Source organism: Rugamonas brunnea (assembly GCF_014042345.1).
GTDB classification, from domain to species: domain Bacteria; phylum Pseudomonadota; class Gammaproteobacteria; order Burkholderiales; family Burkholderiaceae_D; genus Rugamonas; species Rugamonas brunnea.
In genome coordinates this window covers 353640-375472 of the sequence record NZ_JACEZT010000003.1, presented here as the reverse complement: position 1 = coordinate 375472, position 21833 = coordinate 353640, and the positions used below count along the sequence as shown (strand labels likewise).

Here is a 21833-nt window from a genome sequence, read left to right as displayed (position 1 = left end):
CTGGGCGGCGGCGGGCGTGCCGCCGGCCGCGATCACGGCGGCGGCCGCCTTTTGGGCATTGGCCGCCACCAGCGGGCTGTTCTTGCCGAACAGGGCCGACGGCAGGCCGGCCAGGCGCAGGTTGGCCTGCGGCAGCAGGTCGGCCGTGCGGCGGCCGTAGAAGCCGATGGTGCCGTCCAGCCATTCCGGGCTCCAGCGCGCGGCCAGGCCGAAATCGCCCTTGTGGTCGGGCTCGCGGTCCTTCTCGCGCACGGCGCTCGGCAGGCCCAGCGCGGACAGGTTGAACGTCTCGCCGCCCTGGAACGCGTAGTCGTAGAAGCCGAGGAAGGAACCGGCTTCAGGAAGGCGGGCCGGCTTCCAGTTGAAGAAGTACTGGGCCGCGAACGACAGTTCCGTGGTCGGCGAGAACTGGGCCGAGACAGCCTGGCGCGGCAGGAACAATTCCTTGGCGTCCGTGTTGGGCACCGAGAAGCCCTTGATCAGGTCCACCGCCGACTGGCCGTAATTGACGCCGTGGATCACCGACAGCAGGCTCTCGCCCCAGTACAGCGTGTGCTGGCCCAGCTTGACGTTGACCGGCATGTCGCCCAGGTCGAAGCCGGCGAACACGAAGGCGTCCAGCACTTCGCCCGACGGGCCCTTGTGGTAGCGCTTGGCGTAGTCCGACAGGCCCAGCGCCGGCTTGCCATCGGCGCCCACGTGGTTGGAGGTGGCCACGCTGCCGTTGTCGAGGTGGGAATAGGCGCCGTCGGCCCAGCCGGCCGCGCTGACGCGGAAGCCCATCTTCTTTTTGTAGACGAAGTCGAATTCGCTCAGCAGGTCGACGCGGTTCGAGACCGTGCCCTGGTCGAAGTTGCGGTCGCCGTCGTCCGAGTTGACGGACTTGAGGATGTTGGGGTTCTGCTTGCTGAGGCGGTTGGCGTAGTTGTACTTGACCGTGTTGTCGAAGCGGATCGCCAGGTCGGGATTACTGGTCTCCAGTTCCACCGCACCCGCCGCGCCCATCGCGCACAGGGCGGCCGCGAGGGCGGTTGCGCGCAGGGCGTAAGCCTGTTTCTGCTGTGTGTGTTTCATGCTGCACCATCTCCTTGGTTATCGTTATATGCAACGCTATGTACTGCAACTGCTGTGTGTTGAGAAAGCGGTTCGGCGTACGCCAGGGCGAGCGGGCCCCGCGGACGGCAGGGTGCCTGCCGGCCGGACATACTGGAAAAATTCAGGCTTGCTGCTTAAGGGTGGGATGGCGCTGGCGGCGCGCGGCGCCGCTGACGCTGGTGATTGAGCTGCATGGTGGTGTCTCCCTTGTCGTGCCGCTGTTGTTTTCGCTACCGTGAAATCTATGGATGATTTCTTGATTGCATTTTGCGACGATCACCCCGGCCGCGCTTGTCATTTTTTGTCAAGCGACTGTCATTTTGTGACAGCTGTGGTTTTCAGGATCAAGGGGCCCTTGTAGGCCTCCATGATGGCCGACGCGGGCATGCCGCTGGCCACGATCTGGCCCAGCGCGTTCATGGCGCGCGTGATGTGGCGGAAGTATTTTTCATAGCTGGGGCACAGGTAGTTCATGCCGGGCTGGCCATCGGGCGAGACCATGAAGCGGTTCTTCGGACACTCGCCGTGGCAGGCGAACAGGTAGGGGCAGCGCCGGCAGTAATCGGGCAGGGCCTCCTCCTTGGCCGCGCCGAAGGCCTGCTGCTGGGCGCTGGCGGCCAGCGTGCGCGGGTCGTCCTGCGCAATATTGCCAAGCAGGTAATCGGGATACATGAAGTGGTCACACGAAAACACGTCGCCGCTGTGCTCGACGATCATGGCCTTGCCGCAGCGCGGCGCGAACAGGCACACGGTGGCCGGCAATTGCAGCCACGCGGCCAGCGCCCATTCGAAGTTCATCACGTGCACCGTGCCGACATCGTTGCGCACCCATTCGTCGAAGATGGCGATCAGAAAATCGCCGTAGGCGCCGCGCGCCACGGTCTGCGCCGTGACGGCCACCTCGCCGGCCGGCGCGGGCGTGGGCGCAGTGGCGGGTGCGGGCGCGCGCGCGGCCAGCTTGGGCGGGGTGGCGAAGTGCAGCCCGATCACCTGCTCGCGCGGGGCCGGCATGCGCTCGACCACGGGATTGAACTGGATGTGGCGCACGCCTTCGCCCTTGAGGAAGCGGTAGATCGCCAGCCCGTGCGCCGTGCTGTCGCGGGTCACGGTGACCAGCACGTTGTACTGCACGCCGTGCTGCTGCAGCAAGCGCAGCGCGTGCATCACCTGCGCATGGCTGGAGCGGCCCTGCTTGTCGGGGCGATGCATGTCATGCAACGCTTGCGGACCATCGAGCGACAGGCCGACCGTGAACTGGTGGTGGGCCAGGAAGGCGCACCATTCCTCTTCAAGCAAGGTGCCGTTGGTCTGCAGGCTGTTGCGAATGGTCTTGCCTTGCCCGTATTCGCGCTGCAGGTCCAGCGCGCGGCGGAAGAAATCGAGTCCCAGCAAGGTCGGCTCGCCGCCCTGCCAGGTGAACTCCACCTCGGGCGTGCTCTGCGCCGCGATGTAGCGCTGGACGTAGGCGCGCAGCACCTCGTCGGTCATGCGGAATTTCTCGCGCGGCGGATACATCTGCTCCTTCTCCAGGTAGAAGCAGTAATCGCAATCGAGATTGCACAAGGGACCGATCGGCTTGGCCATCAGGTGCAGGCCTTGCTCCTGCGCGGGCGGATTGGCGGTATCGGACGGTGTGGACATGGGAATCTCGCGGGCGGTGGGAGTGGATCGGACGGGATCGGATCGAAAAAAGGCATTGTTAGCCCTGCCCTGTTGCGCCGCTTGTCATTTTTCGACAAGCGTCTGTCATTCAAAGACAGAACTCATTATGATGTAAATCGAGTGGCAAGCATATGCCGCCGCAACGACAACGAGAGAGACATGAATACGCTGGAACAATCCGTACCCGCGCGCTATTTCGCGATGCTGATGGATTACCTGGAAAGCCACGGCACCCCCTGCCGCGACGCGCTCAGCGCGGCCCAGGTACGCACCCTGAACGACCCGCTGGCCCTGCTCACCACCAGCCAGGTCGACACGCTGGTGCGCGAGATGACACGGCTGACGGGCCGGCACGACCTCGGCTTCGAACTGGGGCGGCTGATCAAGCTCAACTCGCACGACGTGCTGGGTTACGCCATGATCAGCAGCCCCACCATCGACCACCTGCTGCGCCTGGTGGCGCGCTACTACCGGCTGATGTCGCCCATGTTCGTGTTCCGCTACCAGCGCCTGGGCGAGCGGGCCGAGGTCAGCTTCCAGCCCGTGGTGGCGATGAACGAGCTGACCTTGCAGTTCTACCTGGAGGCGGTGGCGCTGTCGTTCCATGCGCAACTGATGACGATCGCCGGCGGCAAGCTGGGGCCATACGACGTCACCATGTCCATGCCCGAACCGGCGCACGTGCAGCGCTACCGCGAGCTGGCGCCGGCCCGTTTCCATTTCGGCGCGGCCCAGTTGGGCGTGCACATCACCATGAGCGCGGCCGGCTTCGACCAGCCGCTGCCGATGGCCGACCTGCGCGCGCTGGCCAAGGCCGAGGCGCGTTGCAAGCAACTGCTGCAGGAAATGACGGCGGCCGGCAAGTGGTGCGACTGGGTGGCCATGATGCTGCGCGAGGCCGAGGACAGCCAGCCCACGCTGGACGAACTGGCGCGCATCCTCAACATCTCCTCGCGCACGCTGGACCGCTACCTGGCGCGCGAAGGCGTGAGCTTCCGCGACCTGGCGCTGGCCATCCGCAACGAGCGCGCCTGCGAAATGCTGGCCAGCGGCAAGCACCCGGTGTCGCAGATCGCCTACCGGCTCGGCTACACGGACATCGCCAACTTCAGCCGCTCGTTCAAGAAGAGCAATGGCGTGAGCCCGTCCGCCTACATGGAACAGCACCGCAGCTAGCCGTGCCGGTCGTTGCGCCAGCAGCCGGCCGGCCATCAAAAGATAATAAAAAAGCCATGAAATATTGACAACAACGTGATGTTGCTTTAAGTTCAACCTTCGTATGTTAACCATCCACCGGGCGCATGAGCGGTCGGCCCACCACGAAGGGAGAACCACCGATGAATCCACGCATGATGCTGGCAACGGCCTTGCTGTCTGGCCTGTCCTTACCCGCCCTGGCCGACAGCCAGGCCACCGTGACGCTATCCGGCTTCACCACCCAGTTGACTGACCTGAACCAGGGCGATGGCATCGCGCCCCACATCGACTGGAATAACAGCAACGCCAACGTCAGTGCGGTCGAAAATATCCAGCATGGCTGGAGCACCACCGCCTATCCCTGGGGATCGGTGTGGAATCCCGTTTGGGGCGCCAACATCAACACCAGCGACGCATCGGCATTGCCAGGCACCCTCAACGGCACCTCGGCGCATGGCTATTCAACCCAACAAGTGGTCAACACCGCGAGCGGCCTCGATAGCATGACGGTGTTCGCCCATGCGCAGGCCGGCCAGAACGTCTCCGGCACTGCCAGCCAGTACCAGGCGTTTACACTCACGGCAGGCACGCAGGCCACGTTCAGCGTGGTGGTCAATGGCAGCATCTCCGGCACCAGCCCGACCAGCGGCTGGTCCGCCCTTCCCGGCGGCAACTACAGCACCATCGACTCCTCCTCGATCTGGGCCAACATGTACGTCGGCCAGGTCAACGCGAACCAGGGCACCTCGGGCAGCAGTGCCTGGCCCTGGTCGACGGATGCCTATGAATCGACGCTGGACGGCCAGACGCTGAAACTGACCATCAAGAACACCAGCAACGCGGACCGCTACTACCAGCTGGGCTTCTACGCCAACGCCGCCGCCAGCGAAACGGCCGCCCCCGTTCCCGAGCCGGAGAGCTACGCCATGCTGGGCGCCGGCTTGCTGCTGGTGGGCGCGATGGCGCGCCGTCGCCGCCAGGGCTGATCGGCCGCCCGGCGCGGCGTCGCCATCACGCGAACAATTCGCCCTGCACGGGCCGCGCCGCCACTGGCGCGGCACCGCGCGGCTCCAGCGTGCTGGCGCGCACGCCCAGCAAGCGCAAGCGCCGCTCCAGGCCCACCCGCTTCAAACCGGCACGCGCCGCATGCAGGATGGCGGCCGCGTCGTCGACGGCCTGCGGCACGGTGACGTTGCGGCTGACGATCTGGAAATCGTCGAAGCGCAGCTTGATGCTGATGGTGCGGCTCACATAGCCCTTGCGCCGCAAGTCCTCGGCCAGCCGTTCGCACAGGGAAGTCAGGATGGCCGACAGCGCGGCCCGGTCCTGGCGCGCGTGCAGGTCGCGCTCGAAGGTGGTCTCGCGGCTGATCGATTTGGTCTCCGAACTGGTGGCCACCTCGCGCGTGTCCACCCCGCGCGCGGCGTCGGCCAGCCAGCCCGCGTAATGGTGGCCGAAATGCTGCTGCAACAGGCCGGGATCGGCGGCGGCCAGGTCGCCGATGGTGGCGATGCCCAGCGCAGCCAGCTTGTCGGTGGCCTTGGGGCCCACGCCGTTGATCTTGCGCACGGCCAGCGGCCAGATGCGGGCCGGGATCTCGTCGTAACCGAGCACGGTCAGGCCGTCCGGCTTGTCCAGGTCCGAGCAGATCTTCGACAACAGCTTGTTGGGCGTGACGCCGATCGAGCAGCTCAGGCCCGTGGCATCGCGCACGGCCTGCTTGATACGGCGGGCCAGCGCCTCCGTCTCGCCTTCCACGTCGGTCAGGTCGATATAGATTTCATCGATGCCGCGATCCTCGATCTCGGGCGCGATGGCGGCCACGGCCGCCTTGAACAGCCGCGAATAATGGCGGTAGCGGTCAAAATTGACGGGCAACAATACTGCATCGGGCGCCAGCTTGGCCGCTTTCATCATGCCCATGGCCGAACCGACGCCCAGCGCCCGCGCCTCGTAGGTGGCGGTGGTGATGACCCCACGGCCCACGTAGTCGCGCAGGCGCGCGTAGCGCCAGCTGCCGTCTGGCAGTTGCTCGGGCGCGCTGTCGCGGCCGCCGCCGATGACGACGGGCTGGCCCCGCAGCTGCGGATAATGCAGCAGTTCCACGGAGGCGTAGAACGCATCCATATCGAGGTGGGCAATGCGCCGCGCGCGCGCAGTCATGGTGGTGGCAGGCAACCGTGAGGGCCGGATACTGTGAATACATACAGTATCGCCGCAAACGGCCTCGGCTGCAAGAGCCGGCCCGGCCGCGCCCGGATCGCATTTTCGCAACAGCCAACGCCGGCCCGGCCGGCCTTTCTCTTCGGACAGGAAGATAGCCGGCAGGCAGCAATGCTACACTGGGGCTCAACTGAACGTTCGTCGCCCCATGTCCGTCCGCCCACCGCTGTTCACCCTCGTCCTGGCACTGGCCCTGGCCGCCCCCGCGGCACCGGCGGCCACGGCCGGCTACGTGTGCCCGGCCGTCACGCGGGTCGGCCTGAGCGACCTCGGTTATGCCTCCTACCGCGAGGATGGCCGCTACCGGGGCACGGCCGTGGACCTGGTCGAGGAGCTGGGCCGGCGCACCGGCTGCCGCTTCCAGTTCGAGTGGTATCCGCGCGGCCGCCTGTTCGCCGAGTTCAGCGCCAACCGCGTCGATCTGGTGATGAGCTCGCTAGCCGATAGCACCCGCGACCAGGCCGGCCGCTGGATGCCCTACGCCTACACCCGCTTCGAACTGGTGCTGAACCGCCGGGCCGGTGGCGGTTACGCCAGCCTGGCCGAGTTCGTCGAACAGGGCACGGGGCGGCTGAATGTCACGCGCGGCGTCTACTACCCGCCAGCCGTCCAGCGCCAGCTGGACCGCTTGCAGCAAACGGGCCGGCTGGAATACGTGAACGATTTCGACACGGCCTTCCGCAAGATCCAGGCCGGCCGCGCCGACGGCACGCTGGCGCCGCTGGTGATCCACCTGTGGCATAGCCGGCGGCTGGGGGTGGGCGAGGATATGGCGCACTACGAAGTGGCCGAGTCGCCGCGCAGCATGTCCGGCGCCTACGCCTCGCGCGCCAACGTGGCGCCCGAGTTGCAGCAAGCGTTCAGCGCCGCCTTCCGCGCCATGGTCGCCGACGGCACGGTGCAGGCCATCTACGGCCGTTATGTGGGCGCCGACCTGGCCAGGCAAATCTTCGCCGGCGGCACGCGCGAGATCCTCGACGGCTACCTGCCCTGACGGGCAGCCTGCAATTATTTGCGAAATCCCTTGCGGAACGCGGCGCGCTGCTTGTAGAATACGGCCTCGTTCAGCAGTTGTGACAATGACTGCCTGTTTTCAAGCGAGCATGGGTGCTTAGCTCAGTTGGTAGAGCGGCGCCCTTACAAGGCGTAGGTCGGGAGTTCGACCCTCTCAGCACCCACCATGCACCTGAAAACAAAGACGAAAAGGAGTGGTAGTTCAGTTGGTTAGAATACCGGCCTGTCACGCCGGGGGTCGCGGGTTCGAGTCCCGTCCGCTCCGCCAGCATTCCGCCGATGACCTGATGGGTTGTCAGCACACAGAGTAACAAACGTCGCAAACCGACGCCGCAGTTTGGAGCGGTAGTTCAGTTGGTTAGAATACCGGCCTGTCACGCCGGGGGTCGCGGGTTCGAGTCCCGTCCGCTCCGCCAACATCCCTTAAGGGCCCGACCATGTCGGGCCCTTATTCATTTGTGCTCCCTGAATTGTGCCCAAAAAAAAACGGGACCGAAGTCCGGTCCCGTTTGCTGCACGCTGCACGCTGGCCGTGCTTCAGGCCGCGCTGGCCAGCGGCGCCGCTTCGGTGCTATCGTCGGCACGGATCAGATGATCGAAGGCGGACAGGGCGGCCTTGGCCCCTTCGCCGACGGCGATCACGATCTGCTTGAACGGCACCGTGGTCACGTCGCCGGCCGCGAACACGCCAGGCACCGAGGTCTGGCCGCGTGCATCCACTTCGATTTCGCCGTGGCGCGACAGGGCCACCGTGCCCTTCAACCATTCCGTGTTCGGCACCAGGCCGATCTGCACGAACACCCCTTCCAGCTCCACCTTGTGGGCGGCACCGGACACGCGGTCCGTGTAGCTCAGGCCATTGACCTTCTGGCCATCGCCATGGATCTCGGTGGTCTGGGCCGACACGATCACCGTCACATTGGCCAGGCTGCGCAGCTTGCGCTGCAACACGGCGTCGGCCCGCAGTTCGGCGCCGAACTCCAGCAGCGTCACGTGCGACACGATGCCGGCCAGGTCGATGGCCGCCTCCACGCCCGAATTGCCGCCACCGATCACGGCCACGCGCTTGCCCTTGAACAGCGGGCCGTCGCAGTGCGGGCAGTAAGCCACGCCGTGGTTGCGGTATTCCTTCTCGCCGGGCACGTTCACTTCGCGCCAGCGCGCGCCGGTGGCCACGATCACGGACTTGCTCTTCAGGGTGGCGCCGCTCTCGGTCTGCACCTCGATCAGCTTGCCCGGCACCAGCTTGCTGGCACGCTGGGTGTTCATGATGTCGACTTCATAGTGCTTGACGTGCTGCTCCAGCGCGACGGCGAACTTGGGTCCTTCCGTTTCCTTGATCGACACGAAGTTCTCGATCGACAGGGTGTCGAGCACCTGGCCGCCGAAGCGGTCGGCCAGCACGCCGGTCTTGATGCCCTTGCGGGCCGCGTAGATGGCGGCTGCCGCGCCGGCCGGACCGCCGCCGACGATCAGCACATCGAACACGTCTTTCTTGTTCAGCTCGGCCGCCTGGCGCGCGCCGGCATTTTTGTCGAGCTTGGCGAGGATTTCCTCCACGCTGGTGCGGCCCTGGCCGAAGTGCTCGCCGTTCAGGAACATCATGGGCACGGCCATGATCTGGCGCGCTTCCACTTCCTGCGGGAACACGCCGCCATCGATGGTGGTGACCTTGATGCGCGGGTTGATGACAGCCATCGCGTTCAGCGCCTGCACCACTTCCGGGCAATTGTGGCAGGACAGCGAAATGAAGGTCTCGAAATTGAAATCGCCGTCCAGCTGGCGCACCTGCTCGATCACGGCGTCGTCCAGGCGGATGGTGTGGCCGCCCACTTGCAGCAGCGCCAGCACCAGCGAGGTGAATTCATGGCCCATGGGCACGCCGGCGAAACGCACGCCGATGTCGGTGCCGGGGCGGTTGATGCTGAACGAAGGCTTGCGCACATTGTCGTCGTGCCGTTCGACCAGCGTGATCTTGTCGCTCAGCGACACGATATCCTGCAGCAGCGCCCGCATTTCGCGTGCGGCGGCGCTGTCATCGAGAGATGCGACCAGTTCAATCGGCTGCACCACCTTTTCCAAATAGGCTTTCAATTGGGATTTCAGGTCTGCATCTAACATGATTTTTTCTTCCTTGTTCAAACTTGAGGCGTATGCCGGGCCGGATGCCCGGACCGGCATCGCGGTACTACTGTAGGTGAACGGTCAGGTTCAACTTAGATCTTGCCAACCAGGTCCAGCGAAGGCTTCAGCGTGGCGGCGCCTTCGGTCCACTTGGCCGGGCACACTTCACCTGGGTGGGAAGCAACGTACTGGGCAGCCTTGACCTTGCGCAGCAGCTCGGTGGCGTCGCGGCCGATGCCGTTGTCGTGCACTTCCAGGACCTTGATCTGGCCTTCAGGATTGATCACGAAGGTGCCGCGCAGGGCCAGGCCTTCTTCTTCGATCATCACTTCGAAGTTACGGGCCAGCAGGCCGGTCGGGTCGCCCACCAGTGGGTACTGGACTTTCTTGATGGCGTCCGAGGTGTCGTGCCAGGCTTTGTGGGCGAAGTGGGTGTCGGTCGAGATGCCGTACACTTCCACGCCCAGCTTGGCGAATTCAGCGTAGTTGTTGGCCAGGTCTTCCAGTTCGGTCGGGCAGACGAAGGTGAAGTCGGCTGGGTAGAACACGAATACCGACCACTTGCCTTTCAGGGACGCTTCCGTCAGGTCAACGAATTTGCCGTTGTGGTAAGCGGTGGCCTTGAATGGTTTTACTTGGGTGTTGATCAGAGACATTGTGGTTTCCTCGTGAGGTTGTGAATCAATGAGACGTCAGTGTAAAGTCTTTTGAGCCATATGCAAAATTGATTGTCGCAATATATTCAATATACTTTGACTATCGACTAAACATATAGAATTGCTATTATCCCCGTTCCGCGCGCGGATGGCGCGGCCAGCTGTGCAAGCGCGTTGAGGTGAATTGAGATGGTCAGGCGTGCGCCAGCGCCCGGTTCACACGCCACGCCAACGGCAAGGTCAGCAGCAAAATGGCCGCCAGCGCGACCAGCGCGGCGGGCACGCCGGCCACGTCGCCGAGGCGGCCGAACAGCACCGGCGACAGGGCGCCGCCGCCGATGGTGCCCGTGTAGAACAGTGCGAACGCCTGCTCGCGCTTGCCGGGCGCGGCCAGCTCGGGCACCGTGCCGTACAGCACGGACGAGGTGCCGTTCAGCGCCAGCCCCAGCAGCGGCAGCACGGCCAGCACGCCGGCCTGCGGCAACCACACGGTCGCCACGATCAGCAGCGAGGTCAGCGACTCCGTGATCCACACGGTTTTCATCATGCCGATGCGCGCGCCCAGGTAGCCGCAAAACAGCTTGCCGAACGCGCCGCCCACAAACAGCAGCGACAGCGCCATCCCGATGCCGGCCGTGCCGGCGCCTTTGCTCTTCAGCAGGAATGGCAGGAAGGTGAGAAAGCCCATGCGCACGGCGCTGTCCAGTGTGCCCGTCAGCAGCAGCGCGCGCAGCCCGCTGGCCGAGCCCGCATGGGGCGCCGCTGCCGCCTGCGCGTGCTGCTGCGCCAAGGTCCGATGCTGTGCCGGGATCAGCCACCACAGCAGGGCGGCGGCCGCCAGACCAAGCAAGCCCATCAATGTGACGCTCGTCTGCCAGCTGAGCACCACCAGCAACAGCCCGACCAGGCCGGGGATCAGCGTCTTGCCGATGTCGCCGGCGAAGTTGTACTGCGCCAGCGCCTGTTTGACGCCGCCGCCGGCCTCGTGGCTGTCGGTCACCATCGAGGACGCCAGCGGGTGCTGGGTGCTGGCGCCCAGCCCGCCCAGCAGCAACGCCACCAGCAGCGCGGTCAATCCACCGGCCTGGCCCGCGATCAGGTAGGCCACGCCGGCCAGCGCCGTGCCGCCCACCAGCATGCGCGTCCTTCCCCAGCGCCGCGCCAGCCGGCTGGCCAGCAACTGGAAGCCGGCCATCATGCCGGAGTAGGCGCTGCGCAACAGGCCGACCATCGCATAGCTGATCGCAAATTGCGTTTGCCAGATCGGCAGCAACACGTAGATGAGGTCGGTCAAACCGTCATGCACGGCGTGCGCGCCGCAGGCGGCCAGCAGGGAACGGCGACGCAGGGAGGTGTCGTCGAGGTCGGCGGCGGGTGGGACGGATGCGGCGCGTGGATGGGACATGAGCCTGACCGGAAGTGTTCTCAATATGACAATCTTACTGGCGTATGCCATCCGGCGTCAAAACACCTGGCGGCGCCTTGCGCCAACGGCGACCGCGCGATTGGCCGTCGCCGCATGCATCGCCGCCGCGCAGGATGGCGACGACGACGTCATCCTCACAGGTCCAGCGTCAGGTGCGCGCCGCGCGCCCGCGAGACGCAGATCGCCATGCGGTGCGCGCTGCGCTGTTCGTCCTGGGTCAGCACCACGTCGCGGTGATCGGCCTCGCCTTCGACCACGCTGCACACGCAGGCGCCGCACATGCCTTCGCGGCAGGAGGCCTTGGGCTGCAGGCCGCGCGCCTCCATGGCCTCGACGATGGTCTGCTCCGCCGCCACCGGCAGCGTGATGTTGCTCTTCTGTAGCGTCAGCGTAAAAGGGCGGTCGTCCGGCCTGACCGTCGCCGTGCCCGTGAAGCGCTCCAGGTGCAGCGCCGACGCGGGCCAGCCTGCGGCCGTGGCAGCGGCGCACACGGCATCCATGAAGGGCGCCGGTCCGCAGGTGTACAGTTCCAGCGGCCGCGCCGCGTCCCACGCGGGGATCAGGGCGCGCACATCCACCCGGCCGCCGGCGGCCGCGCTGTCCGCATGCGCCCGCACCCTGGCTGCGAATGGCCAGTCCGCGATCTCGCCGGCGAACGGCAGGTGCGCCACGTCGCGCGAGCAGATGTGCAGGTTGAACGGCACGCCGGCATGGTGCAGGGTCCAGGCCATGGCCAGCAATGGCGTGACGCCGACGCCGCCCGCGATCAGCACGGCTTGCCGGCCAGCGCCCTCCGCGCCGGCCAACGGGAACTGGTTGCGCGGCATGCCCACGCGCAGCACAGCGCCGGCCCTGGTTTCCTGATGCAGCCGCAACGAACCGCCTCGGCCCAGCGCTTCGCGCTTGACGGCGATCTGGTACTGGTCGCGCACGGCCGGGTCGCCGCACAGCGAGTATTGCCGGACGACGCCCGTTTCGATCTCGACATCGAGATGGGCGCCGGCCGTCCACGACGGCAACGTACCGCCATCGGCCGCCACCAGCGTATAGGCGCAGACGTCTTCCGCCACCGGACGGATGGCGGCCACCTTGCAGGCGCGCCACTGCGCCGCGTCGGGCGCATGGGCCGGGATCATGTGCTTGCGCAGTTCCGGCAGCACCTCGGGCGACACCGGCCGGTTCCACGGCGAAAACGACGACGACAGGAAGCTGAAGTAGTCGCCGACGTATTTCAGCGATTCGCGCAAAATTGCGGCCCAGGGCGTGAAGCGCGCGGGCCGGCAGCCCATCCGCACAGCCAGTTGCGGCAGCAATGCCTGCCACATCCGGTACAGGCTGCGCACGCCGATGCGGGTGGCGCGCCGCAGCGCGGCGATCCGCACGGCATGCGCGTCCGCGCGCCCGCCGTACAGGTGCAGGTACATGTCGTGCACCACGGCGGTATGCTCGGTCTCCTCCATCGCATGCCACATCAGCAGGCGATGGAATTCGGGATGGATCAGCCGGTGCACCTCCGGCGCGTTCTCATACCAGTGCGCCACGCTGAAGATGATGTGCTCGAACGCGGCCACGGCCGCCAGCTGGGCCTGCTGGCTTCCTTCCGCCATATCGCGCTTGAGGCGCGCGCATTCGCGTTCGATGGCGTCGACATCAAAGCCATGCCCTTCGATCATCACGCTGTTGAACAGATCGTGGCCTTGCGAGTGCAGCGCCTCCTGCGACAGGAAAGCCTGGGCTTCGCGGTTGAGGGCGGGAAAATCGACTAGCCTGGCCTTGTCGTTGCGCACCACCACGATGCCCCAGTCCTCGAACGCCACCACGAACCACGACACCGCCATCAGGAAGGCGGCCAGGTTCGGATCGTCGCGCACCGGGCAGGCCGGCACGGCGCTGAAGTCCCAGGCCATGCGCCGCGGCGCCAGGTGGATGTGCTGCCGCATGGTGGTCGTAATGGCGGCCGGTGGTTGTCTCTGTTCTGTCGTATCCAGCATGGCGTCCCCTCCGTTAAGGATGATTGCAATAATTGTGCTGCTATTATTGTTTCGGACACGCCGCCTCGCTATGGCCGTGCAAGACAACAAATAATCACTTTGCGCCACCACCTGCATGGAACGACCCATCCCTCCCGCCCGCCAGGCCAAGCCGGTTCCGATGTTCCACCACGTCTATCTGCGTCTGCTGTGCAACGTCATGCGCGCGCGCGGCTACGACACCGGCGCCCTGCTCGCCGCAGCGGGCCTGAAGCCGGCCGACATCGGCCTGGAGGGCAAGCACATCGCGCCGGCCAGGATGGCCGTGTTCTTGCGCACCGTGCGGCAACAGTGCCCCGATCCCTTGCTGCCGCTGGAGTGGGCCTCGATGGCGGCGGCCAACCATGCGCACGGCATGCTGGGCGCCGCCATCCAGACCAGCGCCGACCTGCGCGAAGCGCTGCAGACGATCTGCGCGTTCTCGCCGCTGCGCGCCACGATCTTTCATTTCCATCTGGCCGAGGATGGCGGCGAAGCCTGCCTGGAGATCGGGCTGGAGCCGGCACTGGCCGACTTGCACGACTTCCTGTACCTGGCCATGGCCGTGCTGCTGGCCCGGATCGCGGGCACCCTGATCGGCGAAGCGAGCCGGCGGTTGCGGCAGGAATTCCCCTTCGTCCAGCCTGACTGGGGCGAGGCCGCCGCGGCCTTCTTCCAATACCCGATCGCTTACGGCGCGCCAGTGTGCCGGCTGCGCATCCCGGCCGCCTTGCTGGCCGAGCCGTGCGAGACGGCCGACCGCGCGGCCCACCAGGCGGCGGTCCGGCAATGCCGTTTCGACGCCGAGAGCCGCGCCGGCGATGTGTCGATGAAGGTCATCGCCCTGCTGGCCGACAGCGACGGCGCCTATCCGTCGCTGGTGGCGGCGGCGCGGCGGCTGGGCGCGTCGCCGCGCAGCCTCAGCCGCGCTCTCAACGGCGAAGGCAGCAGTTACAAGGATTTGATCGACGAGGTCAAGAAGCTGCACGCGCAAAGCCTGCTGCACGATCCGAACTGGACCATCGACCAGGTTGCCGAGCGCCTCGGCTATGCGGAAACCAGCAATTTCATCCGCGCCTTCCGGCGCTGGGCCGGCTGCACGCCGCAGCAGTTCCGGGCCCGCGGCGGCAAGGCGGGCTAGCGCCGGCCGGATGGCGGCCTAGGTGGTCGGCGCCGGCGCCGTCGGTGCGGCCTGCACAGCCTGCGCGGCTTGGGCCGCCTGCGCCGCCTGGGCCTTGAGCAGCGCATCGAACTGCTCGGCCGGCATGGGCCGCGCGAACAAATAGCCCTGGCCATAATCGCAGCCGGCCGCCGCCAGCAGGTCGCGCTGCTCGGCCGTTTCCACCCCTTCCGCGATCACCCGCAGGCCCAGCTTGTGGGCCATGACGATGATGGCGTCCGACAGCGCCATGTCGCTCGAATCGGGCGCCAGGTTGCGGGTGAAGGAACGGTCGATCTTCAGGTAATCGATGTCGAATTTCTTCAGGTACGACAGCGAGGAATAGCCGGTGCCGAAGTCGTCGAGCGCGACCTGGATGCCGGCGTCGCGCAACTGCAGCAGCTTGTTGCTGACAGCGCTGTTGGCGTCGAGCAGCAAGCCTTCCGTGATCTCCACCACCACCGACTGGCCCGGCAAGTCCAGCGCCTGCAATTCGCCCAGCCAGGCCTGGTAGGAGCCATCGTCGCGCTGGAATTCCAGCGGCGACTGGTTGACGCTGACCTGGAACTCGGGATGGTGCTCGCGCCGCCAGCGCCGCACCCACTGCACCGACTCGCGCAGCACCCACGAACCAATCTCCATGATCAGGCCACTGGACTCGGCCAGCGGGATGAATTCCAGCGGGCTGACCATGCCGCGCTGCGGATGGGTCCAGCGGATCAGCGCCTCGGCCTTGTGGATGCGCCCGGTGCGCAGGTGCACGATGGGCTGGAAGTACAGCGCCAGCTGGCCGCCCTTGAGCGCGCCGCGCAGGTCGTTGGTCAGGCGCATGCGGTTGAGCGCGGCCACCTGCAGCGTGGGCGTGAAATAGCTGAAGCGGTTGCGCCCGCCGCCCTTGGCCGCGTACATGGCCTGGTCGGCGTGCTTGAGCAGGTTGTCGATGTCGCGCGCGTCGTCCGGGTACAGCGTGATGCCGATCGAGGCCGACACGAAAGCCTGCTCCTCGCCCAGCGCGAACGGGGCGCGCAGGCTGTCGAGCACGTGCTGGGCGATGCTGTCGACCCGGCCGCCCTCGTCCACGCCGGACAGGATCACCGTGAATTCGTCGCCGCCCAGCCGCGCCACCGTGTCGGACTTGCGGACGCAGGCGCCGATGCGCTGGGCCGCCTCGACCAGCAGCACGTCGCCCTGGTGGTGGCCCAGCGTGTCGTTGACTTCCTTGAAGTGGTCGAGGTCGATGAACAGCACGGCGATGCGGCCGCCGTCGCGCTGGCACTTGAGGATGGCGTGCGCCAGCCGGTCGTGGAACATGCGCCGGTTCGGCAGCTGGGTCAGTGGATCGAAGTTGGCCTGCTGCCACACCAGTGCCTCGGTCTCCTTCTTGTCCGTCACGTCCTCGATCATGCACAGGTGGTGCGGGTGGCCGCGGTCGGCCGTGTCGACGGCCACGATCGAGGCGTCCACCCACACCACCGTGCCGTCGGGCCGCAGCAGCCGCTTGGACAGCTTGTAGCCGGCGATGCGCCCGGCGTTGAGCTGCTCCATCTGCAATTGCTCCGGCACCACGTCGTCCGGGTGGCTGATGTCGAACCAGCGGCTGGCCACCATCTCCTGCTGCGTGCGGCCGGCGATCTCCAGGTAGCGCGGGTTGATGTCGCTGAAGCGTCCGGTGAGCGAATCGATCAGGGCGATGCCCATCGGCGCCCGCTCGAACATGGTGCGGAAGCGCAGCTCGCCCTTGCGGATGGTTTCCTCGGCCCGCTGGCGTTCGCGCGCCAGCAGGGAAAAGTGCACGGCCAGCCCCAGCACCAGCAGCAGTGCCGCCGCGCCCAGCACGCGGTACAGCCAGCGCAACGGCGTGCGGCCGTTGCCGGGGTCGTACATGAAGCCGTCGAAACTGGCGTGGGCCGGCAGCATGCCCAGGCCCGCGTACACGTCGGCGATGTGGCGCCAGCGCTCGGGGTTCATGTAGCCGATCTCGACCAGCACCGGCTGCACCAGCGGCACCATCTGGCGCGCCTCGTACAGCAGATGCTGGCGGTCGTTGCGGCGCGAATACTTGTTGAGGATGAGGTCGGCGATCTCCTCCTGGTGGCTCATCGCATACTGCCAGCCGCGCATGCTGGCCGCGCGGAAGGCCTTGACCCGCTGCGGATGGGCCGCCAGCTCGGCCTCGCTGGTGAACAGGTTGTCGCCGTAGAAATCGATGCCGGCCGTGCGCGGGGTGTAGACATCGTAGGGGAAGCCGAGCCGGTCGAAGATGTCGGGCTCGTTGGTGGTGTAGATCGACATGGCGTCCACCTTGCCCGCCACCAGGTCGTCGGGATTGAAGCTGTGTTCGACGCGCTGGAAGCTGCTGGCCGGTATCCCTTCCTGCTTCAGGTACGCCAGCAATTCGTCGGCGTTGCTCATCTCATCGGTGAGCGAGCCTATCATGGCGCGCTTGCCGATGATGCGCCGCAGGTCCGGTTCGCTGCCGCTCTGGCGAATGGCCAGCGCGTACGGCGAGTGCTGGAAGACCACCCCCAGCACCACCACCGGCTTGCCGGCCAGGCGCGCCAGCAGCAGGCTGCTGCCGCCGACGCCATAGTTGGCCTGGCCGCCGAGCACGGCCCGCTCCGGGTCGTTGCTGTCGCTGCCCTCGAGGATGCGCACATCCAGCCCCGCCTCGCGGTAATAGCCCTGTTCCAGCGCCGCGTAATAGCCGGCGAACTGGAACTGGTGGTGGTGCTTGAGCTGCAGGGTGACGGCGTCGAGCGCGCTGGCCGGCGCCGCCATCAGGGCCAGCAAGGCCATGGCCAGCAGCCAGCAGCCGTCCCGCCTCAGCAGACGGATGGCGCGGCGACAGCGGGCGGCGAGGGCGGACAGGTCGGGCACGGCGGATTCCAGTGGCGGGGGAAGGGACACGGGGCTGCCCGCAAATTGTAGCCCGTCCCGCCGCTGTCACGCATCGCGTGTCGTTGCATTACGACAAAAAACCGGGGTCAGGTCATGCCATCGAGCAATTTGCTTGATCGCATGACCTGACCCCGGTGTGACGTCAGCGTGTGGCTCAGGGCAGGTTGGCCGGGGTGGTCACCGCGGTGGTCTTGCCGTTGCCCAGCTGGCCTTCGGCATTGCGGCCCCAGCCCCAACGCGAGCCGTCGGTCTGCAGGCCAAAGGTGTGGCTGGCGCCAGCGCTGACGCTGCTCCAGTTCTTGGCCGTGCCGATCTGGTTCGGGCTGCTCGTGTCCAGTCCCAGGCCGTCGCCCAGCTGGCCGTCGCTGTTGGAACCCCAACCCCACAGCGTGCCGTCATTACGTACCGCCATCGTATGGCTGCCACCGGCCGCCACCACCGTCCAGTTGTTGGCCGTGGTGATCTGGGCCGGCGCCGTCACGTTGAGCGAACCATTGTTGCCGACCTGGCCGGAACTGTTGCCGCCCCAGCCGAACAGGGCGCCGTCGGCGCGGATGGCCATCGAATGGGTGTCGCCGGCCGACATGGCGATCCAGGTCGAACTGCCGACGCGGGCCGGCACCAGCACGTCGGGACCACTCAGGCCGTTACCGAGCTGGCCGTTCAGGTTGCCACCCCACGAATACAGCGAGCCGTCGGTGCGCAAGCCCAGGCTGTGGGTAGTGCCGGCCGCCACCTTGAGCCAGGTGGTGGCCGTGCCGATCTTGGTCGGCACCAACTTGTCGATATTGGTGTTGTCGCCCAGCTGGCCGTCGAAGTTGCGGCCCCAGCCCCACAGCACGCCGCCTTTGTTGACGGCCAGCGCGTGGGCCTTGCCGGCGGCCACGTAGGTCCAGTCGCTCGAGCCGCCGATCTTGACCGGGGTCGCCTTGTCGACCGTGGTGCCGTCGCCCAGCTGGCCATTCTGGTTGAAGCCCCAGGCCCACAAGGTGCCATCGGTGCGCAGCGCGATGGTGAACTGCTCACCCACGGCCACCTGTTTCCAGGTCAGCACATTGCCGGCCACGGGGGTCGGGGTCGAACGGTCGGTGGTGGTGCCGTCGCCCAGCTGGCCCCGGTTGTTCAGGCCCCAGCTGTACAGGCTGCCGTCGGCCTTGCGGGAGAAGGTCTGGTTGCCGCCTGCCACCACCGCGGTCCATGGCGGCTGGACGGTCACTGTGACGTCCTTCGTCACATTGCCCCCGGTCTGGACGTAGGTGGCCGTGACGGTGTCAGTACCGAGCGCGGCGCCGGTGATCTGTCCGCTGGAAAATACCGTCACCAGGCTGCCGGTGGCGCTCCAGTTCACGCTCTTGGTCACGTCCTTGGTGCTGGAGTCCGAATAGGTGGCGGTGGCCGTCAACTGCGTGCTGGAGCCGAGGGGGACGTTGGCGGGGGACGGTGTGATGGCGATCGACACCACGGTCGGCGAGGTGGAGGTGGTGGTGGTGCCCTTGCTGCCGCCGCCGCAGGCGGTCAGCACGGCCAATAGCGGCACCAGCAGCAGGGACGACAATTTGAAGGTAGCTTTCATGGTCTTCCAGTTCTCTACAAAAAGGGGAGGCGCCGCGCCGGGCTGGCCGGGGCGCGCAGGGCGGGCAACGCGCCATTGCCGCCAGCATGCAGCCAGTGTAGCGGTGGGCGCCGGCAAGCCATCAGCCGAGCAAGCCTGAATTATCCACGCAAATGGACCAATTGCGGCATTTTGCAACATTTCTTTTGAGAATTATAAGAAAAAAGGCCGGCGCCCGCCCGTCTGCGCGACGGATGGGCGCCGGCCTGTGGCCTGGCAGGTGGGGAACGGGCCTTATTTGCGGCCGCGGGCCGGCGCGGCCGCGCGGGCCGGTTTGCCGCCCTTGGCCGGCGCGGCGGCCGGCTTCTTGACCTTGATGGTGTCGAGGATGGACGGGCGGGCCTTGGTCTCGATGGCGGCGCGCGCCGTCAGCGAGCCGGTCAGCGCGTTGGCGCGCGCGCCGCGGGCCGCCGCCGGACCTGGCGCAGGCTTGGACACGGGCGCGGGCGCGGTGCGGCGCTGCTCGGCCACCAGCGCCTTGCCGCCGGCCTCGCCCGGCGACCAGGCCGGGATCAGGTGCTTGTCGCCATTGCCGATCAGGTCGGCGCGTCCCATGCCGATCAGGGCTTCGCGCAGCAGGGCCCAGTTGTCCGGGTCCTGGTAGCGCAAGAAGGCCTTGTGGATGCGGCGGATCTTGCCGCTGCGGGCCGTCTCCACCACTTCCGAGTCGGCCGTCACCTTGTGCAGCGGGTTCTTGCGCGTGTGGTACATGGTGGTGGCCATGGCCATCGGCGTGGGCATGAAGGTCTGCACCTGGTCCAGGCGGAAGTTGTTCTTCTTCAGCCACAGGGCCAGGTTCAGCATGTCCTCGTCCGTGGTGCCGGGGTGGGCCGCGATGAAATAGGGGATCAGGTACTGCTTCTTGCCGGCCTCCAGCGAGAAGCGGTCGAACATCTCCTTGAACTCGTCGTAGGCGCCGATGCCCGGCTTCATCATCTTCGACAGCGTGTTGGTTTCCGTGTGCTCGGGCGCGATCTTCAGCAGGCCGCCCACGTGGTGGGTCACCAGCTCCTTCACGTACTCGGGCGAGCGCACGGCCAGGTCGTAGCGCAGGCCGGAGCTGATCAGGATCTTCTTCACGCCGGGGATGGCGCGCGCCTTGCGGTACAGCGAGATCAGCTTGCTGTGGTCGGTGCCCAGGTTGACGCAGATCGACGGATAGACGCACGACAGCCGGCGGCAGGTGGTCTCGATCTCCTTGCTGCGGCACGAGAGGCGGTACATATTGGCCGTCGGCCCGCCCAGGTCGGAGATGGTGCCGGTGAAGCCTTTGGTCTTGTCGCGCACGTGCTCGATCTCGCGCAGGATGGACGGCTCGGAGCGGCTCTGGATGATGCGGCCCTCGTGCTCGGTGATCGAGCAGAACGTGCAGCCGCCGAAGCAGCCGCGCATGATGTTGATCGAGAAGCGGATCATTTCCCATGCCGGGATGTGGGCGTTGCCGTAGCTGGGGTGGGGCGCGCGCGCGTAGTTCATGTCGTACACGCCGTCCATCTCGTCCATCTGCAGCGGCAGCGGCGGCGGGTTGAGCCACACGTCGCGCTCGCCGTGCGCCTGCACGATGGCGCGCGCGTTGCCGGGGTTCGACTCCAGGTGGAACACGCGCGAGGCGTGCGCGTACATCACCGGGTCGGTGCTGACCGTCTCGTAGGACGGCAGCCGCACCACGGTCTTGTTGTGCTTCTCCTTGGCCATGGCCAGCCGCTCCTCGCGGCTCATGATGCGGATCGGCTTCAGCACCTCGGGCGCCGTGGCGGCATTCTCGGTGGCGCAGGCGGCCTTGTCCTCCTTGGCCATCGCGTACGGATCGGGGATGGGGTCGATCTTGCCCGGCACGTCGACGCGGGTGGAATTGTGCTCGCCCCAGTCCGGCCCCGGCAGCCAGCCATGCGGCACCATGAAGGCGGTGCCGCGCAGGTCGCGGATGGTCTTGATGTCCTCGCCGGCGGCCAGGCGGTGGGTCAGGTCCACCAGCGCCCGTTCGGCGTTGCCGAAGATCAGCAGGTCGGCCTTGGAATCGGCCAGCACCGAGCGGCGCACCTTGTCCGACCAGTAGTCGAAGTGGGCGATGCGGCGCAGCGACGCTTCGATCGAGCCGATCACGATGGGGGTACCGGGGAAGGCCTCGCGCGCGCGCTGGGCGTACACGGTGACGGCGCGGTCGGGCCGCTTGTTCGGTTCGGCGTTGGCCGTGTAGGCGTCCTCGGAGCGGATCTTGCGGTCGGCCGTGTAGCGGTTGACCATGGAGTCCATGTTGCCGGCCGTGATGCCGAAGAACAGGCGCGGCTGGCCCAGCACGCGGAAGGCGTCGGCCGACAGCCAGTCCGGCTGGCTGATGATGCCGACGCGGTAGCCTTGGGCCTCCAGCAGCCGGCCCACCAGGGCCATGCCGAAGCTGGGGTGGTCGATGTAGGCGTCGCCGGTGACGAGGATGACGTCGCACGCATCCCAGCCCAGCGCGTCCATTTCGGCGCGGGACATGGGGAGGAAAGGCGCGGCCGCAGCGCGCGCAGACCGCTTGGGGACGGTCGCAAACAAATGGGTAGGGGAGCTCATATCGGACGACATTGTACCGGAAATGCCATGATGCCGCGCACCAATTGCCCGTTTTTTGGGCAAGCCGTTTCCGGAATTCTTTTATTATTCAATTACTTGTGGCTGAGCTGGCAAACATGGCGCTGCGACAAGTCATGTCAGAGTCCCATTGATTTACCGGTCATCTTTGCTATAACTGAAACGTGGCAACTTGCTCCAACCA

Annotated in this window: 14 protein-coding genes and 3 tRNA genes; 7 read left to right on the top strand and 10 right to left on the bottom strand. The window is 66.5% G+C overall.

What is annotated here, in order from left to right; all coding sequences use genetic code 11:
• Both H3H37_RS07425 and H3H37_RS07420 read right to left on the bottom strand, forming a co-directional pair.
• Positions 1-1074 (bottom strand): DUF1302 domain-containing protein (locus H3H37_RS07425; RefSeq protein WP_182160988.1); only part of this gene is annotated, 1074 nt, incomplete at its 3' end.
• Between the two features lie 336 nt (positions 1075-1410).
• A complete protein-coding gene (locus H3H37_RS07420) occupies positions 1411-2736 on the bottom strand; it encodes an anaerobic sulfatase maturase (protein ID WP_182160987.1) in 1326 nt (441 codons plus the stop codon).
• Positions 2737-2916: 180 nt separating this feature from the next.
• Here H3H37_RS07420 and H3H37_RS07415 point away from each other — a divergent pair, with 180 nt between their 5' ends.
• On the top strand, positions 2917-3933 hold the full coding sequence (locus H3H37_RS07415) for an AraC family transcriptional regulator (protein ID WP_182160986.1): 1017 nt from the start codon (positions 2917-2919) through the stop codon (positions 3931-3933).
• Between the two features lie 161 nt (positions 3934-4094).
• On the top strand, positions 4095-4940 hold the full coding sequence (locus tag H3H37_RS07410) for a PEP-CTERM sorting domain-containing protein (protein WP_182160985.1): 846 nt from the start codon (positions 4095-4097) through the stop codon (positions 4938-4940).
• Between the two features lie 25 nt (positions 4941-4965).
• On the opposite strand, the gene dinB is transcribed toward H3H37_RS07410, so the two are convergent.
• Complete coding sequence (gene dinB / locus H3H37_RS07405; protein ID WP_182160984.1) at positions 4966-6117, bottom strand: DNA polymerase IV; 1152 nt, start codon at positions 6115-6117, stop codon at positions 4966-4968.
• Positions 6118-6325: 208 nt separating this feature from the next.
• Here dinB and H3H37_RS07400 point away from each other — a divergent pair, with 208 nt between their 5' ends.
• From H3H37_RS07400 to H3H37_RS07385, 4 genes are all read left to right on the top strand, one after another.
• The gene (locus H3H37_RS07400; protein WP_182160983.1) at positions 6326-7171 is read left to right on the top strand and encodes a substrate-binding periplasmic protein; all 846 of its coding nucleotides are present in this window, start codon (positions 6326-6328) and stop codon (positions 7169-7171) included.
• Between the two features lie 111 nt (positions 7172-7282).
• Positions 7283-7358, top strand: a tRNA-Val gene (locus H3H37_RS07395).
• Between the two features lie 24 nt (positions 7359-7382).
• Positions 7383-7459 (top strand) — tRNA-Asp (locus H3H37_RS07390).
• A gap of 71 nt (positions 7460-7530) precedes the next feature.
• Positions 7531-7607: transfer RNA gene (locus tag H3H37_RS07385), tRNA-Asp, on the top strand.
• A 121-nt stretch (positions 7608-7728) separates the two neighbouring features.
• Here the strand turns inward: H3H37_RS07385 and ahpF are convergent.
• The 4 genes from ahpF to H3H37_RS07365 form a co-directional block, all read right to left on the bottom strand.
• Positions 7729-9312 carry an alkyl hydroperoxide reductase subunit F gene (gene ahpF, locus H3H37_RS07380; RefSeq protein ID WP_182160982.1) on the bottom strand — a complete coding sequence of 528 codons (1584 nt, stop codon included), beginning with the start codon at positions 9310-9312 and terminating at the stop codon, positions 7729-7731.
• A 95-nt stretch (positions 9313-9407) separates the two neighbouring features.
• Positions 9408-9971 carry an alkyl hydroperoxide reductase subunit C gene (gene ahpC, locus H3H37_RS07375; RefSeq protein ID WP_182151793.1) on the bottom strand — a complete coding sequence of 188 codons (564 nt, stop codon included), beginning with the start codon at positions 9969-9971 and terminating at the stop codon, positions 9408-9410.
• Between the two features lie 193 nt (positions 9972-10164).
• Positions 10165-11376 carry an MFS transporter gene (locus H3H37_RS07370; protein WP_182160981.1) on the bottom strand — a complete coding sequence of 404 codons (1212 nt, stop codon included), beginning with the start codon at positions 11374-11376 and terminating at the stop codon, positions 10165-10167.
• Positions 11377-11531: 155 nt separating this feature from the next.
• Positions 11532-13388: a metal-dependent hydrolase gene (locus tag H3H37_RS07365; protein WP_182160980.1), complete on the bottom strand. Its 1857-nt coding sequence runs from the start codon at positions 13386-13388 to the stop codon at positions 11532-11534.
• Positions 13389-13503: 115 nt separating this feature from the next.
• Here H3H37_RS07365 and H3H37_RS07360 point away from each other — a divergent pair, with 115 nt between their 5' ends.
• A complete protein-coding gene (locus H3H37_RS07360) occupies positions 13504-14547 on the top strand; it encodes an AraC family transcriptional regulator (protein WP_182160979.1) in 1044 nt (347 codons plus the stop codon).
• 18 nt (positions 14548-14565) lie between these two features.
• Here the strand turns inward: H3H37_RS07360 and H3H37_RS07355 are convergent, their stop codons facing one another.
• The 3 genes from H3H37_RS07355 to H3H37_RS07345 form a co-directional block, all read right to left on the bottom strand.
• On the bottom strand, positions 14566-17442 hold the full coding sequence (locus tag H3H37_RS07355) for an EAL domain-containing protein (protein ID WP_311197423.1): 2877 nt from the start codon (positions 17440-17442) through the stop codon (positions 14566-14568).
• A 175-nt stretch (positions 17443-17617) separates the two neighbouring features.
• Positions 17618-19036: an RCC1 domain-containing protein gene (locus H3H37_RS07350; RefSeq protein WP_182160978.1), complete on the bottom strand. Its 1419-nt coding sequence runs from the start codon at positions 19034-19036 to the stop codon at positions 17618-17620.
• 273 nt (positions 19037-19309) lie between these two features.
• A complete protein-coding gene (locus tag H3H37_RS07345; RefSeq protein WP_182160977.1) occupies positions 19310-21631 on the bottom strand; it encodes a YgiQ family radical SAM protein in 2322 nt (773 codons plus the stop codon).
• Positions 21632-21833: the final 202 nt, after the last annotated feature.